This is a genomic window from Inquilinus sp. KBS0705, assembly GCA_005938025.2.
Lineage (GTDB): Bacteria > Bacteroidota > Bacteroidia > Sphingobacteriales > Sphingobacteriaceae > Mucilaginibacter.
The window spans coordinates 1-18,899 of the sequence record VCCI02000005.1 but is presented as its reverse complement, the minus strand read 5'-3'; the positions used below and the strand labels follow the sequence as shown (position 1 = coordinate 18,899).

Here is an 18,899-nt window from a genome sequence, read left to right as displayed (position 1 = left end):
TAAACATAGCCCACATGAAACCCTATATTTCTCTGAAAGCGCATGGCATATTAGATTATGCCGGTGGATTACTGATAACAGCATCGCCCTGGATATTTGGCTTTGCTAAGTTAGGCGGCGCGCCATTATACCTGCCGCTATGCATTGGTAGTATGCAATTGGTTATGGCCATATTCAGCAACCATCCATTAGGTTTATTTAAAGTTTTCCCAATGCAGTTGCATTTAGTTATAGACATGTTTGCCGGTATTATACTTATAGCGGCGCCATGGGTATACGGCTTTTACCACTTCGTGTTTTTGCCGCATTTGCTACTTGGGATGCTCTCCCTTTTCGCGGGCCTATTTACGCAACACTCACCTCTTTATAAATTGGAATTATTTGATGAAAGAGGTAACAGATAAATTAAACGATAACAAAAAACAAACACTATGAAAAAGAGTATTTTAATGGCAGCCATTTGCGCAAGCCTTACATTATTTGCCGCCTGTGGCGGTAGTAGCAAACAAGGAACAACTGACAGCAGCAGCACAACGGGCCAGGATACTTCCGGCACTGGCACAGGTACTGCTACCGGTGTAGGTACTGGCTCGGCAACAGGTGGAGACTCGGGTGCAGCAACAGGAGCACCATCACAATCCGGTGCAGCAGCAGGCGATACCAGTGCCAACAAGCAAGACTCGGCTGCAAAAGGCACAACTCCGCAATAATAAAGTACATAACAGCATTGGTTTCTCATCAATGCTGTTATGTATTCCAATTCTTATAAAATCACAAATTAAAATATGAAAAAGGTTATTTTAACATTACTTAGCGGCTTATTTAGCCTGGGTATGTACGCGCAAACTACAACGCCCGATACTGCTGTTGCAAACTTTGTGGTAAATGCAACAAAAGGGGGGATGATGGAGGTAATGACCGGAAAGCTTGCAACGCAAAAAGGCAAAAGTACCGACGTGAAAAATTTTGGCGCGCGGATGGTTACAGATCATTCAAAGGCAAATGCCGAACTAAAGTCTATCGTATCAGCTAAAAAGTGGAACATACCGCCACCATCGGCTACGGTTGTTAAGCCCGATGCAATGTTAACTACAAGCACCGGTAGCGAGTTTGATACGGGTTACGTAAACATGATGGTTAAAGACCACAAAAAAACAATTATGCTATTTGAGCGTGCGGCTTCAACATCTCCCAACCCGCAAATAAAGGCTTTTGCCATGAAGACATTGCCTATACTACAGCAACATTACACAGCAATACAGCAAATTGCTGATAAATTAAATATCGCTTACGACAAATAGGCGAATAGGCGTTAAAAGGACAGCCGGGCTGATCTTATTGTTATGATCAAATATAATTAAAGCTCGGCCGGTTCCTTTAATTCTTGCGGCACTATCAGTTTACTTTCAGATACCTCGCACCATTCCCGATCGTGCTGGATAGATCGCGCTACAAAAATAGACGCGAACTGCACCACGGCAACAGCAAGCAGCACATAGCGCAGGGCAGTATCTTCGCTTATAAAGCGGGCAATTAATATAAATAGCATACACCCAAACATTCGCCCGGTATAAAGGCCTATTTCGTGGCTAAATATGTATGCAAACTGGTTGCGCTGCTCTTTTGAAGCAACACATTCAATCACGCCAAGCTGAATTGGATAATAGGCGAGGTCGAGCAGCGGGCGCGAAAATACCATACAACCAACAAATATGATGGCCCCTGCAGCGTTGTATAATATCATATTTACAGCCGCGCCAACAACAAACAAACCTAAGCCGGCTATGAATATTGCGTTACGATGCCTGGCAGAGGTTTTACGCCCAAGTATATACAACATAGCAGCTGATAGCAAAGCGCCTGCCGACTGGATGGAACCTACTGACCCTTCGTTCCCCACGAGTTTCATAATAAGCATAACCGGCGCTGCAATAACAAAGCCCTGGGCTACTCCTTTAAGGGCAGCCATGCCCAGCAATTTATTCCAAAGGCGGTGGAATTTAAAATAGATAAAGCGGGCACTTGGCGGGTTTTGAAACCTACCTCGAATAGCAATAACCGAGGCCACTAAAGTAAGTAGTATTACCAGTGCAGTAAGCACGCGATAAGCACCGTTAATATTACCGCCAAGCCAGCCAAACTTTTGTGTAGCCGCTATAAAATACCCGGATAATAAAGGCATGATGATAGATGCCATTGTAAAAAAGAAGGATTCGAGGCCGTAGTAATAATTGCGGTTAAAATTGCGGGTGCTTGTTAAGGCAAGTGATACCCTATTGGCCCAAAAAAAACCATAGGATAACCCCATTATAAAGCCTATGAGTGTAATGCCGGCCATTTCGAGCTGAGGTAACAACATCATAACGGCCATATCAAGTCCGCTAATGATCATGCCGGCAGCATACAGCCTTGCTATGGGTATTTTGCGTAATAAGTAACCGTTTAAAACAAATGTAACCGGGATGCCTGTGCCTTGGGCCAGTTGGTAAACCATAACAAGGCTTACATCATCAGACTTCCTGATGATGTAAGCCCCGATAAATAATTCAATAACCGGTATGGCAAAAGCATAGGCCATATTGGTTAAAAGCAGCATGCGCATAGGCCTTGGCTGCCCGCAAAAAAATTGATATTCTTCTTTAATCCCCGGCATTAAATAAGTTGTAAATGGGGCCGTATCTTTAGTTCGACAACATCGCATCTTAAAGGTTGTTCAAGGGCATAAACAACAGCCGATGCAATGTCTTCAGCGGTTAGCATTTCCAGGCTCTCTTGTTTTTGTGCCTGTTCACTGGCGTTAGCGGGTTGCATATCAGTTCCCACAGCTCCGGGCTCTATCAGTGTTACTTTTATTCCTAATTCGTTCACTTCTTTACGCAGGCTTTCCGAAAAACCCTGTATACCGGCCTTGGTTGCAACATAAACTGAACTGCCTGTCTCGCGCACATCTGCACTCATAGATCCTACCTGAACAATATGGCCGCGGCCATTTGGCGTCATGCGGTCCAGCGCGTAACGGGAACAGGCCATATAGCCAAGCAAATTTGTTTTAACCACACGTTCCCAATCCTCGTAGTTACCATCGCTTATACCCTGGTATGCCAACGCCGCATTGTTTACCAACACATCTAACTTACCCAACGTTTCGTCTGCTTTATTAAAAATTTGCTGTATACCTTCTTCGGTGGCAAGGTCGGCTGTTATGCCGTCAAATTTGCCCTGGGGCTGTGCCTGCTCAATGCTTTTTAGGGTTTCGTCTAAATGCTCAGGGCTATTTCCTGCTATTAGCACATCGGCACCTTTTTGTGCCAATAGAATAGCCGTAGCCCTGCCTATACCGGTTGTTCCGCCGGTTATTATAATGCTCATGCCTTTTAACTCAGTTAAGGCATTTTTATCAAAATTTGATGTGCTCATATTGGTGTTTTTTAATGTTTACACTGTTAGTGCCACAAAAATGGCCCCTGTTTCCTCTTTGTTCCTTGCTGTGTCAAAAGCCTCATTGATATCATCAAGTGAAAAATTGTGCGTAATAAGTTTACGGGCATTCAGCTTGCCTTTAGCAACCAGGTCTAAGCACATCTTCATTTCGGGATAAATGTCCCAATAGGAATAACTGGCGCTGAGGATGAGTTTAATTTCAGATTTTTGCATTTGGGCCCAATCCAATTCAATTGCTTTTTGGTCCTTTTCGAAACCACCAACTACCACCACTTTGCCACCAATGCGGGTAAACGAAACCGCCTGGGGCAATGTCATGGGCATAGCCGAGCCGCCTGCACATTCAAACACAATATCGGCACCGCGACCGCCGGTAAATTCCATAACCCGCTGATGCCCGTCTTCCGAATCGATGTTTACCACTTCATCAGCACCTAACTCTTTTGCCACCTTAAGTGCCGAATCCACCTTATCTGTAATAAGTACATCGGCCCCGCATATCTTGGCTAATTGCAGCTGACCCAACCCAATGCAACCGGCACCTATTATCACAACTTTATCATTTATTTTTATGCCGCTTAATTGTATGGCATGCATACATACCGAAAATGTATCAAGCAGGGTGGCTTCTTCAAAACTTACATTATCGGGTAGCTTATAAAACTTTTCACATGGGCCGGCTACATATTGTGCAAATGCTTGCGAAATGGTTTTCATACGCACCGGGTATAGGTTGGGGCAAATATTATAGCGCTGTATGTTGCACCATTCGCAGGTTTCATCGCCAAGCAATGTTTCAATAACAACCCTGTCGCCGGGTTTTACATTTTTAACCTCCGGCCCAACTTCTATCACCTCGCCCGAAAGCTCGTGCCCCATTATTTTACAAGTCAGTTCGGCTTCGGCTATTTTCCAGTGCCTAAGGTCGGTGCCGCATATGCCGGCTACTTTTACCCTTGCAACCACCCAATCTGGCTTTGCAATTTTGGGGGTATCAGCTTCGCCAATCTCAAATGTACCTTCCTGCGTTTTCAACGCTGCTTTCATTTTCTCTTCCATTTTCATCCACTATTTTATTTGTTGTCCATTTAATAATGATGGTTTGATCGCCATGGATTGTGTACTCAGTTTTGTTTTCTCCGGGCAAATTTTTGTCAATATGTTTCTGATCTTGCTGGTTGCCTGCCATAATGGTTAGCTTTGGCAAGGTTGCATTATCATCTGTTTTTATAACACACAACCTGCATGTGAACTCTTTGTTACCCAGTATACTTAAGGTTAAAGTATCTCCGCTTATCTCTTTACGCCCGGTAGGGTAGTCAATGTAAACCATAAACGGCTGGCCGGGTATGCGGATGTAATGCCTTGGTACTATACCAAAGCACAAGCCTGCGCCATAAACTTCCTGGCCCACGTTGCCGGCTTTTTCCCAGCCATCGTGTATATCTTCTAATGCTACCCAAAGCTTAGGGTCTATTTCGCCGGTTTTCACCTCTTCAGACAGCATGTCTTTTGGCAGCATTGGCGGGTAATAATAAACCGACCTGTTGATCATGTATTTAACATACTCTGCCAGTAATAACCGGGCGCTATCTAATAGCGGGGTGCCCTGGGCCATAACCAGTAAGTCGTGTATAGAAGCGAAACTCTCCTGCTCTTCATATACGGCTAAGTATGGCGCATCATTAAGCGGAAACAGCCCGAAAAACAGCGGGAAGTTTTTGCCATACCCATAGTTACATTCCCAAATGGCTACATTTTTAAACAGGTTGGCAATATATAAGTGGCAAAGTTTGAGGTAAATTTCATCCCCTGTTTCTTTATAAAGCCTTAACATGGCTTTAGTAGAAAAGGCTGTGTTGTTGGCCTGGTAAAAAATATCAAAGCCAAATTGTATAATAGATTTTGCCGCGGTTTCGGCTTCTTCAAAAAACCGTTTGTCGCCGGTTAGGTCCCAGGCTTGCAGCATTACCTGCGCGTAAACGCCGGCCACATCTTTTTCGCCGCCCATACCTGGTTTTGTTTCTTCTTTAAGCGTCTCCAGCGTTACCATATCGTAAAAAACAGGCCACGTATAGTTAAAGTGATGCGCTACCTTTATGGCATATTCTACAGATGGAAGGAAAAGCTCTTTTGCCTTTTCGTCGCCTTTAAGCGCCATGCGGGCAAGGTTAAGTAAAGGATGATGCAAATACCAGGCATCCATTACATTGGGTACCTTTTGCTCTTCAGATTCGTCCAGTTGATCTTCGGCAGATGGAAGCCAGCGCTTTATTGTTTTTAATTCATCATTGTAAAATGTGGGTATATTCTCATGTATCTGGTTGGCAAATTCTAATTCGGTACCACTCCACGCTGTGTAATCCTGTACAGGCAATAAAACGGCCAGTTGTACCATTATTTCCGGCGGGGTATCGTAATCGCACACATAGGCGTTTAAATAACTGCAGCCTTTATGCTGGCTCCAGCAACCTTTGTTTTTTTCGAGATCCTGTATAGAGTATTTGATGATCGTGTCGTAATCTTGGTATTTTGTATCTGGTTTTGGAATAAGCGTATAAATGGAAGCCAGATGATCAAGAAAGCCGCTTGCAATTTCAAACTGATCAGCTGGTGTAGATGTGTTAAACGATATATAAGCATCAGAGATGGTAACCTCTTTACCAGCTTGCAAAGGTTTATCTTTTGTTGGGGGTAAAGAAAACCCGAATTCGGGCCATTGCCCACCAGCCGTCTCCGCAACCGATGTTTCTGTTGCTGTACAATATTCATTAATAGAGGTAAGGTTTTGAAAGTAAAGAAACGAACCCGCGCCGGGATCTTTTATACCTGCATAAACCAATCCGGTACGGATGCCTATTTGTTTAACGTATAACTCACCCTCCGTATCGCCGGTCTTATCATCCTTATCAACAATTAACACGTCTTTTGGCCAAAACGGTATAGAAAGTGTACTCCTTGGAGTAAATTTAACAAGATAGTGCAGTATAGAACCCTGGCTGGACGGGAAATCAATATCTACATTATAGGCTCCAGTATTCCCGGTTAAATTGATATGTATACCGTTATCGCGTTCTTTTACTTTGTCCAGCGTCATACCACCCGGCGAAAAAGCCGTACGAAAGCCAACGCAGCATTTATTGCCCCAGTCGCTTATTATCCATAACGAGTCATCTAATAGTAGAACTTCAAAATTAACAGCACCAGCCTGATAGCTGTAAATAGCACTGCCATTATAGCGCGCAATTTTTTCGGCCGCATTTAGCGCCCATATGGTTACTTCTTTTTGCATTGATTTAAGGTTTATAGTTAATGCATCATTTACATGCTTGCTTGCAATTAACATATCTGAATATTGGCAAATACGTTGAGCGTATCGGTTAATATTATGATAACAATACTTGTTAACAGCTGTTTTAATTTATAGGAAATAAAATTGCGTTTAATAGCAGGTATAAAGCGATTGTCCCGAATTTTCACCAACCAGAAAGGGAGAGGCGGGCTAAAACGCCGCTGGTTGATTGCAGTATAGCACTGGAAAATCAAGATATAGCGGGTATAAGCACAGGAAAGCCACGCTGTTAACGTAACTTCCCTGTATTTGCGATTTATTTTTTGGATCTGTTTGTGATCAAAGTAATAACAGCAGTTGCCACGAGAAGGCCTGTAAATGCGCTTTTTATAAAGCCCTGTCGATTATACTTCCATTCTGCAGACCAGCCGCGTTCTTTAAACAGGTCCGGTATTTTGCCATGTGTCAGATCATCAACAACGCCCTCTACCGAATTGACGCGGTCAGCCAGGATAAGCCCCATCCAGTGTGCGGTGGTTGCTTCACTGTACTTATAAGCCCAGCGCCTGATTGCCCCGCTTAACCCCGCGGGTGGCGTTGAAGTACCAAACACCCTGGTGATACCCGGTCGTTCTATCGAATGCAGCACCTCCATGTTAACGCGTTGCTGGGGAGGCTTTTCATAATTGATCCTTTCATAATCGGCCCCGTTCCAGTGTTTCATTGGGTAAGTGGGGTCGTTTTCAGGATCAGCATCCATACCCCAACCAGGAATGTGGTCTTTGGGTTCGTTTGCTATCTTCCTGTCTATGCCGGAGATTTGAACCGGTTCTTTCTTTGTATTTTCCATAAGAATGAAGTTTAGGCCATTGCGGCTCTTGGTGGAATTAAAAGTGGTTTGATACAGTTATCTCTCTTGGCAGAGAAAATATGGTAGGCATCAGATATTTCCTCCAGCGGCAAGCGGTGCGTAATGATGCCTTTAGGATTTAAGCGCCCGGCCATCACATGGTCGATCAGCTTTGGCAGTAACCTTTTCACCGACGCCTGGTTTGTCCGCAGGGTGATCCCCTTGTTCATGATACTACCCATAGGTACCATATTAAACGGTGGGCCATAAACACCTATGACCGAAACTATACCGCCTTTTTTTACAGAATTTACCGCCCAGTGCAATGCGGTGGCCGCGCCTGCCTGTAACAGCAGTTTTTTTCCTGTAATAGTTTGCATGGCACTGCCTGACGCATCACAACCCACCGCATCAATACAGACATCGGCTCCGAACCAATCTGTTTGTTTTTTTATGAACAAGACAGGGTCGTCCATGTACTTGAAATTGTAAGCTTCGCAGTAAGCGTAGTTTTTAACAAACTCCAGCCGGTAATCCAGATGGTCTATTACAATAACCCGCCCGGCCCCAAACAGCCAGGCACACCTTGCTGCCATAATACCCACAGGCCCGGCACCAAAGACCACAACGGTATCACCTTTCCGAATACCGCCCATTTCGGCGGCCTGGTAGCCCGTTGGCACAACGTCTGTTAGTAAAACGGCATCTTCGATGTCCATTCCCTCGGGGATAACCGTTGGGCTTACATCCGCAAACGGTACCCGAACATACTCGGCCTGGCCTCCATCGTAACCGCCCGCAATATGCGCATAACCAAAAAAGCCCCCCACAGCTGTTGCTTCCGGATTGGCCTCATGGCAGTTGCCATACAATTCCTGCTTGCAGAACGGGCAAGTGCCGCAAGCGATGTTGAACGGGACCAGTACGCGGTCCCCAACCTTAAGCTTTTGCACACCCGAACCAACTTCTTCTACTACGCCGGTAAATTCATGGCCAAAGGTCATGCCCACCCGGGTATCCGGCACCATGCCATGATAGAGGTGCAGGTCCGATCCGCAGATCAACGAACGCGTGACACGCACAATGGCATCATAAGGATGTTCAATTTGTGGGACAGGCTTATCCCGGTCGGCCCTTATACGAAAAGGGCCTCGATAATTCATTGCTAACATAATTACCTCCTCTTTTAAAACTAAAACATTCTTAAAAGTTGTATGTTTTAATTAATTATAAATTAATTATCGTATAGATTAATTTACGAAGAGATAATTCTAGGTATTTATTTAACAGTATAACCCTTAGTGGCAAGAAATAAAGCGGTTGTTTACATATGATAAATACCTAATATTATTGAGGTGTTAATTGATATTGTATTTTATTTAGCAGATTGTTTATATCAAATGGCTTCGCTACAAAATCATCAGGGGCTCCTTCCATACCGCTCAGGCCTGACAGGTTATGGGTACCCGACATCAGTATAACAGGCAATAAGTGCGTAAACTCCCTTGTTTTGATGCTTTTACATATCTCGCGACCATCCATGCCTGCAAGCATTACATCCATTACTACTAAGTCGGGCTCAAATCTTTTAATTTCATCAAAAATACTTTCTCCATTATTCAAAGTATGAGTTTGATAACCACTATCTGTTAATAAAAAAGTTAAAATTTCTAAAATATCTGTATCGTCGTCTACTACGAGGATTCTTTTTCCCATCATGAAATTAAAGTGCTCTGCTTACTGCTATTGTTTTTGTTTGTAGTTGCCGGAATGGTAAAGCAAATACTGGTACCTTTCCCTATCTCGCTGTTTATTTGAATTTTGCCCCCGTGCTGATTTACAAAATCGTGAACCATCAACAATCCCAACCCACTACCTTGCTCGTTGTTAGTACCCAATGTTGAAGTATGGCTAGCGTCGACAAACAACCTATCGCGTACGTCGGCGCTCATTCCTATACCCGAATCTTCGATATAAATACAGGCCATTTGTTTATCAATTTTTGCATCTATAATTACCGAACCATTTTCTGGTGTGTATTTAATGGCGTTGGTAGCCAAATTTTGGACAATCGATCTTAGCATGAGTGCATCAGCCATCACCTCTATCTCTTCCGGCACGCAGTTCTGCAAGTTGATTTTCTTTTGTTGGGCATTGGGTCTTAGTAATTCGAGTGAATCCTCAATCCCCGAGGTTAGTTTGATGCGTTGTGGATTGAAACTACTTCTTTGGGTTTGTTTTTTTGCCCAATCGATCACCTCGTTCAACTGGTTAAGCAGCTTGTTTGAGGTGCGGTGGATGATTTGGGAAAGCTGTTTGACCTGGCTGGGCGTAAGGCTTTCCGTATTTTCACTTAGTTTACCAGAAGAAGCCAATAAGGCAGTAAGTGGGTTCCGCAGATCGTGAGACATCACTGAAAGAAATTTATCTTTAGATAAATTGAGGGCTTTCAATTCGTTGTTTAAATTCTCTAAAGCAAGGGTTCGCTCTATTACCCGCTGCTCCAATTCCTGATTAAGTTGCAATAAATCATTATTGATAGCCTGCAGCTTTTCCTCCTGGTGGCTCAGCAATTGATTTTTTTTATAAAGATCGGCGAATACTGCTACTTTCGACCTTAATATCTCAGCATTGAACGGCTTTCTTATAAAATCAACTGCACCCGCCTGGTATCCTTTAAACATCGCAGCCTCCTCATAATCGTGCGCAGTAATAAAAATGATCGGGATGTTCTTAAGTTTATCACGCTGATAAATCAATTCTGCCGTTTCATACCCATCCATTATAGGCATTTTTACATCAAGCAGTATCAACGAGAAGTCTTCTTCTTTTAAAAGTATCCGTAGAGCCTCCCTGCCCGAGTTAGCCCTGAAAAAGCTGTAGTTTGCTCTTTGCAGGGCCACTTCCATTGATAATAAGTTGTTATCGTTATCGTCTACAAGTAATATTTTTACTGACATTTTATCAATTTATTTGATGAGCCATACGCGCATTAACGATAAAAGCTGGTCCGTTTTAACGGGTTTAGTGATGTAATCTGATGCTCCCGAAGAAATGCATTTTTGCCTGTCACCAAGCATTGCCTTCGCCGTAACGGCTATAATAGGAAGGTTTTTGTGCCTCGGTTCTTTTCTGATTATTTGTATGGTTTCATATCCGTCCATCTCAGGCATCATAATATCCATTAGCACAATATCTATCTTCTTATCATTGTTTAAGATCTCAAGGGCCTCTCTGCCGCTTTCAGCAGTTATCACTTCAATCTTCGACCGCTCGAAAACAGCCGTTAATGCGAATAAATTGCGCACATCATCATCAACTACCAGCACTTTTTTATTATCCAACACATCATTATTCACCCGGATCCCATCCATCATTTTCAGCTTGCTTTCACTGATGAACTTTTTATCGATATGCATAAGTATCAATATTTCCTCAAGCAAGTAAACATGTGATGTTGGTGTTTTGGTGATGACTTTATGGTTAAGTCGCTTTAGTTGTAGCTGTTCATCCTGCGTAAAATCACGTGCAGAATGCAATATGATCGTTGTTTGCTGTTGCTTAACAAGGTTTATCTTGTTCAGCAACTCCAATCCATTGGCATCCGGTAAAACAAAATCAAGGATAATACAGTCAAACTGTTCTTTTTTTAACAAGGACAATGCCTTTTTAGCAGATGATGCACCTAAGACTTCTATTTTGTCTATCGATATCAGTTCCGATAAACGCTGTAATTCGGCCTCATTGTCTTCAATAATCAACACCCGCTTTTTCGCATGATGATGAAACTGAAGAATACCACTTATCAGCTCATCAAGAGAGGCATTAGATAAAGGTTTTAAGCTGAAAGTTTTAGCACCATATTTAAGGGCCAGTACTTTATTATCTTCCCCGGAAATTACGTGTACCGGGATATGCCTTAAGTTGATATCGCTCTTAAGTAGTTTAAGTATTTTCCAACCGTTTGATTCAGGCATGTTAACGTCCAGGGTAATCGCAATGGGATTGTATTTCAGAATACTGTCGAAGATTTCAAGATAGCTGATGGCAACAACAACCTTCAGGTTTAAATCATGCGCTTTGTCAATCAGTATCTTGGTGAATCGCAGGTCATCTTCAATAACTAGCACTACCTTATCTTCGGCTGTAATATTGTGCCTATCATCGTCCATCACCAATTCAGCAGAATCAACCATGCTGATTCGCGGATGCGCTGCAGGTATACGCTCTTTTGCTTTAACAGGAAGAGATTTTTCTTCGCTGTACTTTAATGGTAAATACAAAGTAAAGGTACTGCCTTTCCCAAGTTCGCTGCCTACTGTAATGGTTCCTCCTAAAAGTTCGGCAAAACCCTTACTAATTGATAACCCCAGCCCTGTACCGCCGTATTTACGGCTGGTAGAGCCCTCGGCTTGTTGGAAGGCTTCAAATATAATACCTTGTGTATTTTTAGATATTCCGATACCCGAATCCTCAATCGAAAACGCAATTACCGATTCGGTTGTACTTAGCGGATTTTCTGCACCGGGGCCCGGTTTAAAAATATGAAGCTTAACCCGGCCTTTTTCTGTGAATTTAAATGCATTTGAAAGCAAGTTCTTTAAAATTTGGTTCAGGCGCTGCATATCGGTTTCCATAAGTTCCGGCAGCCCGTCCTGCACCTCTATCTCGAACTTAAGGCTTTTAGCTTCTGAGATCGGTTTAAAGGTTGACTCCGCAAACGACGTGATTTCTTTAAAGCTTACCGGCATTACATCAGCAGCGATAACTCCCGACTCGATCTTCGACAGATCCAGGATGTCGTTGATCAGCTGGATAAGGTCATCCCCACAACTGTGGATGGTTTTGGCGAACATGCGCTGTTTCTCGGTAAGGTTTCCTTCGGGGTTCTCAAATAACTGTTGTGCCAAAATAAGCAAGCTGTTAAGCGGGGTACGCAATTCGTGCGACATGTTGGCCAAAAACTCCGACTTGTATTTGGAGGTTAAAGTTAACTGCTCCGCTTTTTCCTCTAACGAACGACCCTTATCGTGTAGCTCATCGTTCGCCCTTCTTAATTCTTCCTGTTGTGCAGAAAGTTCACCAGCCAGGGACTGCGATTGCGTTAGCAGTTCTTCTGTACGTGTGTTAGTTTCGATATTATTGAGTACGATACCTATACTTTCGGTAAGCTGATCCAAAAAGTCGATATGCGTATCGCTAAAGTTGTCAAATGAAGCTAATTCAATAACCGCTTTTACATTATTCTCGAATAAAACAGGTAAAATTACCAGGTCAATTGGCGCGGCGCTACCAATGCCTGAGCTGATCTGTAAATATTCATTAGGTACATTAGTAAGCCTGATGCGCTCCTTATCGGTAGCGCACTGTCCGATCAGGCCCTCACTTAGTGAAAACTCCTGATCAATCAGCTTCCTGCTTTTTTGCGCGTAACCGGCAAACAGCTTCAGTTTAACTTCATCTGCACCTTCGCGCTGTTCTAAAATATAAAATGCGCCATAACGGGCGTTAACGAGTTCAGCAAGCTCAGATAAAACCTTATTTGCCACAGCATTCCTGTCACGCTGTCCCTGAAGCATTTGTGCGAATTTAGCTAAGTTGGATTTTAACCAATCCTGCTCGTGATTCCGCAATGTAGTGCCTTTTAGATTGGCGATCATTTGGTTGATGGTATCCTTTAAAGCTTCCAATTCACCTTTTGCATCTACACGGATTGTACGGGTTAAGTCGCCCTTGGTTACCGCTGATGCCACCTCTGAGATAGAACGCACCTGCACCGTTAAATTTTGTGCCAGTTGATTTACGTTCTCTGTCAAGTCTTTCCAGGTGCCCGATGCGCCCGGCACACTTGCCTGGCCACCTAAACGGCCCTGCACACCCACCTCACGGGCAACCGTCGTTACCTCATCCGCAAATACCGCAAGGGTATCTATCATCTCGTTAATGGTATCTGTTAGCTGGGCCACCTCGCCTAATGCATTAATAGACAGGCGTTGTTTTAAATTGCCTTTTGCAATACCTGTTGCCACCTTAGCAATACCCCGGATTTGCCCGGTTAAGTTTGATGCCATCTGGTTTACCGAGTCGGTCAAATCCTTCCACGTACCACCAACACCCTTAACATGCGCCTGGCCGCCCAACTTGCCTTCTGTACCTACCTCACGTGCCACACGGGTTACCTCAGACGCAAATGAGTTGAGCTGATCAACCATCGTATTGATGGTGTTCTTCAGGTCCATAATCTCCCCTTTTACGTCGATGATCACCGTTTTTGACAAGTCCCCGCTGGCCACTGCTTTGGTCACCTCTGCAATATTACGCACCTGAGAGGTAAGGTTACTGGACATTTGATTTACAGAGTCCGTTAAATCCTTCCAGGTGCCTGCAACGCCGGGCACGAATGCCTGCCCACCTAAATTACCATCAGTACCTACCTCACGAGCCACACGAGTTACCTCGGACGCGAAACCACGAAGCTGATCAACCATGGTATTAATAGTTTCTTTCAACTGCAAAATTTCGCCGCGCACGTCAACCGTGATCTTTTTGGAAAGATCGCCATTTGCAATGGCGATAGATACGTCGGCAATATTACGCAACTGCGCCGTAAGGTTACCGGCCATCTTATTTACCGAATCTGTTAAATCTTTCCAGGTGCCGTCTACACCCGGTACGTTAGCCTGTCCGCCCAGTTGTCCTTCAGAGCCTACTTCGCGCGCTACACGTGTCACTTCAGATGCAAACGCACGCAACTGGTCTACCATTGTATTAATAGTATCCTTCAACTCCAAAAGCTCACCTTTAGCATTTACTGTGATTTTTCGGGAAAGGTCACCCTTAGCAACTGCGGTGGTTACCTCGGCTATATTACGTACCTGCGACGTAAGGTTATCCGCCATTTTGTTTACCGAGTCTGTCAGATCCTTCCAGGTACCACCAACACCCGGCACGTTGGCTTGCCCGCCTAACTGGCCCTCGGAACCTACCTCACGTGCCACACGGGTTACTTCAGATCCAAAGGAGTTTAATTGATCCACCATTGTATTAATAGTGATTTTAAGCTCAAGCATTTCTCCCTGTACGTCAACCGTGATTTTTTTAGACAAATCTCCTTTTGCAACCGCGGTGGTTACCTCGGCGATATTACGCACCTGACCGGTTAAGTTACCCGCCATCTGGTTTACCGAGTCTGTTAAATCTTTCCAAGTTCCACCTACACCGGGTACGTTTGCCTGGCCACCTAACTGGCCTTCGGAACCTACCTCACGTGCCACCCGGGTTACCTCGAATGAAAAAGAGTTAAGCTGGTCAACCATTGTATTGATGGTGTTTTTTAACTCCAATAGTTCTCCCTTGGCATCCACCGTTATCTTCCGGGATAGATCCCCTTTTGCAACGGCCGTAGTTACCCACGCTATATTTCGCACCTGGTCGGTCAGGTTACTACCCATCTGGTTTACCGAATCTGTTAGGTCCTTCCATACACCACCCACGCCTTTTACACGCGCCTGGCCTCCAAGTTTACCTTCGGTTCCTACCTCAAGTGCTACACGCGTTACCTCCGAAGCGAAGGAGTTAAGCTGATCCACCATGGTGTTGATCGTTTTTTTCAGCTCAAGCATTTCTCCCTTTACATCCACCGTTATTTTTTTCGATAAATCGCCATTAGCTACTGCTGTGGTTACACCGGCTATATTACGTACCTGCGAGGTTAAATTGCCGGCCATGCGGTTTACCGAATCTGTTAGATCTTTCCAGGTTCCGGCAACACCCGGTACTTTAGCCTGGCCACCAAGCTTACCTTCGGTACCTACTTCGAGTGCCACCCGCGTTACTTCTGAGGAGAACGAATTCAGCTGATCAACCATTGTATTGATGGTGTTCTTCAATTCTAATATCTCGCCCTTCGCTTCTACCGTTATCTTCCGCGAAAGATCTCCTTTGGCTACAGCCGTTGTTACCGCAGCTACGTTACGTACCTGGGCTGTTAAGTTTCCTGCCATTTGGTTCACCGAATCAGTCAGCTCAGCCCAAACACCCGCTACTCCCTTTATTTTCGCCTGCTCCCCTAATTTACCTTCCGAACCTACCTGGCGGGCAACGCGAGTTACCTCCATCGAAAACAACTGAAGCTTGGAGAGCATTTGATTGGATTCTTTTGCGATACGCAAAAACTCCCCTTTTAATGGGTGCCCGCTTATCTCTAAAGGAATGTGCTTAGAAAGATCGCCGTTGGCTACTGAGTTTATCATCCCGGCAATTTCCAATGTTGGAGAAGTCAGGTCGGAAATAAGGTTATTTAAGGACTTGACACCACCGGCCCATTCACCTTTAGCATCAGGTAATTCTATACGTTTTGAAAGATTTCCTTTTTTTCCAATAATTATTTCGGCCGAAGATATTTCAGCGATCAAGCGCTGGTTCATCTCTATAATATCATTCAGTACTTCACAAATTCGCCCGTTGATGCCAGCTTGCGTAACAGGCATTCTTACATTCAGATTGCCATTTTTAACAAGAGAAAGAATACTAAGTAGCTCTTTTACGTCAAGGTTATCACCAACATTATGATGACCATTAAGTATTGGCGCTTCATTTTTTGTGGTAGGGTTAAGTACATCTTGTTCCATAGGTCAAAGGTTAAAATTGTTTTCGATAAGGTAAACCAATAAGTAATATTTAGGCATTTTTTATTAACAATGCCTATAAAATAGGTTATAAATATACTTTATATGATAATTTATTTCAAATAAAATTGCTCCTTTAGAAAATAGGAGTTGCATAAACAAGAGTAGTTTCAATATGTTTGAAATTTTTTTAAAAATTTAAGTGAATTCAAGATAAGAATTTCAAAGTGATGGGATGTGTTGCTTAGCGACATATCGATGCCGTTATCGAAATATAAGGACGATTGCACGTACCCCAAAACCATACCTTGACTTCCTGCAATCAACTAGTTTGTGCAGCACCAACAAGTATCAGAGTGCCCTGACGGCAGCACATTTATATTAAACTACTTTGCTCTATGGCTTGGCTCAACAGGTCAGTGTTGATGATTAGGATAGCCATTGGTTTCATGCATGGCAGCGGCACACTGATCTACGGACAGATGAATATCGCCGGCGACAGCGCCAACTACCTAATTTGATACGCACGTTGGCCGCCTCCCCAAGCCCGTATGGATAAAGCGGTATTAGCGTAGAAAGCGATAGAGATTTACTTCATTTTTATCTATTTTTACGACTTTGTTTACCGAAACGATTTACATTCGCCAATTGAAATTTAACATAGCCCATGAAGCTATCATCACAAATTTTACTCGGATTCCTTATTGCCATCTCGATAGATCTGATCGATTCCTACGTAAATTATATGCTTACATTGAAAGTGAAGACCAACATGGACTTCGTGAATAGTTCAGAAACAATCATCCGAAATTTAAGCACGCTTAATAAGGAAATTATTAACATGGAAAGTGCGCTTCGCGGCTATTTATTAACGGACGACGATCAGTTTCTTGTAGCTTACAACAATGGTCTGCACACAATACCCTTGCTAGTCAAACAAGAGGAAAGATTAATCCGGCCAGTTTCTTCTCAACGACTTAAACTAGATTCCATTGTTAAATTGCATGGGGCCTGGCTTAATTATGCAAACCGGTTAATTAACGCAAAAAGAAATTCGACTACAACTGCTTCGACCCAATACTATAAGGCATTGTTTGATGAACAGTTCAGAAAGGGAGTTGGAAGAAGCTATAATGAGATGATCGCCAAAATTTTCCGTTCATTTGGCCAATATGAATATAACGTTCGGGAAGAACGTCAAAAAAAACTAGCAGCTTCAATAAAAAGAACTGAAACATCATCACTTTTTTTCAGCCTTTTGTTAATCATACTTGGCGCAAGTTTAGCGATCTACATAGTTAAAAAAATATCTTTTCGTATTTCATCAATGGTCAAACTTGCGGAAAATATATCGCAGGGTAAATTTACGACCGTTATTGACGACAAAAAAGATGAACTGAGCAGTTTATCTCACTCGTTGAACACCATGTCGGAAACCCTTAGCCGGAATATAACAGAACTTGAAAAGAAGAATAATGAACTTGACCAATTTGCGTATGTTGTTTCTCATGATTTAAAGGCCCCTATCAGGGGAATTAACAATGTAGTGCAATGGATTAATGAGGACCTCACCCAGGAGGTTTCTTTTAAAATGAGGAAATATCTTGACATTATTCCTGAACGCCTTGGGCGCATGGAAAATCTGATTGACGGCTTATTAGAGTATGCCCGGGTCAGCCGCGAAAAGCAGACTAAAGAGGAAGTGGATGTCGCTAAAATGATAAATGAGATCGCGGAAGAAATTGTGCCAATGAAATTCAGGTTAACTGTTAAAAACCTTCCTAAATTATGGACAGAGAGACTACTTTTACAGCAAGTCTTTAGTAATTTAATCAACAACGCGGTAAAGTACCAAATTGATGGAAATGGAAAAATAAATATTTCCTGTATAGAAAATGAATTTAACTATGAATTTACGGTGAGTGATAATGGCCCGGGAATTGAGCAAGCGTATCATCAGAAGATATTTGTAATTTTCCAAACCCTGCGTGATAAACATGACAAGGAAAGTACCGGTATCGGCCTGGCAATCGTGAAAAAAATCATAGACGAGAAAAATTGTACCATTAGGGTTAAATCCTCTGCGGGGGAAGGAGCAGATTTTATATTTACATGGCCAAAAAACTGATATGAAAAAAAATGTAATACTTTTAATTGAGGACGATGATTTAGACGTTATCAGCGTAGAGCGTTCCTTGAGTAAGTTAAATATTGCTTGTGAACTATATACCGCATACAATGGCCTGGAGGCATTGTTATTACTTCAGGGCAAAGCCGGCGCGCCACCATTGGCGCCGCTTCCGGACCTGATATTATTAGATATCAATATGCCGAGAATGAATGGAATAGAATTCTTAAGAATTCTGCGCGCAGATGATCGCTTAAAACATATAAAAGTCTTTGTGATGACGACATCCGGTGAAGAACGCGACAGAGAAACTATGCAGGAACTAGGCATATCTGGGTACCTAATAAAACCGCTGAACTTTAATGATAACAGCAAAAAGACTGATTCTATGGATGCTTTTGTACAATTTCATATCGGAAAGATTTTCAGGGAGCAAACAAACACGTTATAGTTTAATAAGTTAATTAGCACTAAAAGGATTTTTATAGTCGCGTTCGAGGGTGGTCACGAAATGATCAAGAGTAATTCTCGTGCTGATTCTTTTCCAGTTCTTTTACTTCG

14 protein-coding genes are annotated in these 18,899 nt (G+C 43.2%); 5 read left to right on the top strand and 9 right to left on the bottom strand.

The window, feature by feature from the left end:
• Positions 1–14 precede the first annotated feature (14 nt).
• The 3 genes from FFF34_018245 (at position 15) to FFF34_018235 (ending at position 1,301) form a co-directional block, all read left to right on the top strand.
• On the top strand, positions 15–404 hold the full coding sequence (locus tag FFF34_018245; GenBank protein TSD62896.1) for a hypothetical protein: 390 nt from the start codon (positions 15–17) through the stop codon (positions 402–404).
• Between the two features lie 27 nt (positions 405–431).
• Positions 432–710, top strand: a complete 279-nt coding sequence (locus FFF34_018240; GenBank protein TSD62895.1) for a hypothetical protein — start codon at positions 432–434, stop codon at positions 708–710.
• A gap of 75 nt (positions 711–785) precedes the next feature.
• Positions 786–1,301, top strand: coding sequence for a DUF4142 domain-containing protein (locus tag FFF34_018235; protein TSD62894.1), 516 nt, complete (start codon positions 786–788; stop codon positions 1,299–1,301).
• 56 nt (positions 1,302–1,357) lie between these two features.
• Here the strand turns inward: FFF34_018235 and FFF34_018230 are convergent, their stop codons facing one another.
• The 9 genes from FFF34_018230 to FFF34_018190 all read right to left on the bottom strand — a co-directional run bounded on the left by FFF34_018230 (position 1,358) and on the right by FFF34_018190 (position 16,213).
• Positions 1,358–2,653 (bottom strand): MFS transporter, encoded by a 1,296-nt coding sequence (locus tag FFF34_018230; GenBank protein TSD62893.1) that lies wholly within the window; start codon positions 2,651–2,653, stop codon positions 1,358–1,360.
• Positions 2,653–3,417, bottom strand: coding sequence for an SDR family oxidoreductase (locus FFF34_018225; GenBank protein ID TSD62892.1), 765 nt, complete (start codon positions 3,415–3,417; stop codon positions 2,653–2,655). The genes FFF34_018230 and FFF34_018225 overlap by 1 nt, the downstream gene beginning before the upstream one ends.
• An 18-nt stretch (positions 3,418–3,435) precedes the next feature.
• A complete protein-coding gene (locus FFF34_018220) occupies positions 3,436–4,500 on the bottom strand; it encodes a zinc-binding dehydrogenase (protein ID TSD62891.1) in 1,065 nt (354 codons plus the stop codon).
• Positions 4,451–6,733 carry a hypothetical protein gene (locus FFF34_018215; GenBank protein TSD62890.1) on the bottom strand — a complete coding sequence of 761 codons (2,283 nt, stop codon included), beginning with the start codon at positions 6,731–6,733 and terminating at the stop codon, positions 4,451–4,453. The genes FFF34_018220 and FFF34_018215 overlap by 50 nt, the downstream gene beginning before the upstream one ends.
• A 316-nt stretch (positions 6,734–7,049) precedes the next feature.
• Positions 7,050–7,583, bottom strand: a complete 534-nt coding sequence (locus tag FFF34_018210; GenBank protein ID TSD62889.1) for a hypothetical protein — start codon at positions 7,581–7,583, stop codon at positions 7,050–7,052.
• 11 nt (positions 7,584–7,594) lie between these two features.
• Complete coding sequence (locus FFF34_018205) at positions 7,595–8,755, bottom strand: glutathione-dependent formaldehyde dehydrogenase (GenBank protein TSD62888.1); 1,161 nt, start codon at positions 8,753–8,755, stop codon at positions 7,595–7,597.
• 175 nt (positions 8,756–8,930) lie between these two features.
• Positions 8,931–9,302 carry a response regulator gene (locus FFF34_018200; GenBank protein ID TSD62887.1) on the bottom strand — a complete coding sequence of 124 codons (372 nt, stop codon included), beginning with the start codon at positions 9,300–9,302 and terminating at the stop codon, positions 8,931–8,933.
• A complete protein-coding gene (locus FFF34_018195) occupies positions 9,299–10,543 on the bottom strand; it encodes a hybrid sensor histidine kinase/response regulator (protein TSD62886.1) in 1,245 nt (414 codons plus the stop codon). The genes FFF34_018200 and FFF34_018195 overlap by 4 nt, the downstream gene beginning before the upstream one ends.
• Before the next feature lie 9 nt (positions 10,544–10,552).
• Positions 10,553–16,213, bottom strand: coding sequence for a response regulator (locus FFF34_018190; GenBank protein TSD62885.1), 5,661 nt, complete (start codon positions 16,211–16,213; stop codon positions 10,553–10,555).
• A 664-nt stretch (positions 16,214–16,877) separates the two neighbouring features.
• On the opposite strand from FFF34_018190, the gene FFF34_018185 reads away from it, so the two are divergent.
• Both FFF34_018185 and FFF34_018180 read left to right on the top strand, forming a co-directional pair.
• Positions 16,878–18,338, top strand: a complete 1,461-nt coding sequence (locus tag FFF34_018185) for a HAMP domain-containing protein (GenBank protein ID TSD62884.1) — start codon at positions 16,878–16,880, stop codon at positions 18,336–18,338.
• A 1-nt stretch (position 18,339) separates the two neighbouring features.
• Positions 18,340–18,789 (top strand): response regulator, encoded by a 450-nt coding sequence (locus FFF34_018180; protein ID TSD62883.1) that lies wholly within the window; start codon positions 18,340–18,342, stop codon positions 18,787–18,789.
• The last annotated feature ends 110 nt before the right edge of the window (positions 18,790–18,899 follow it).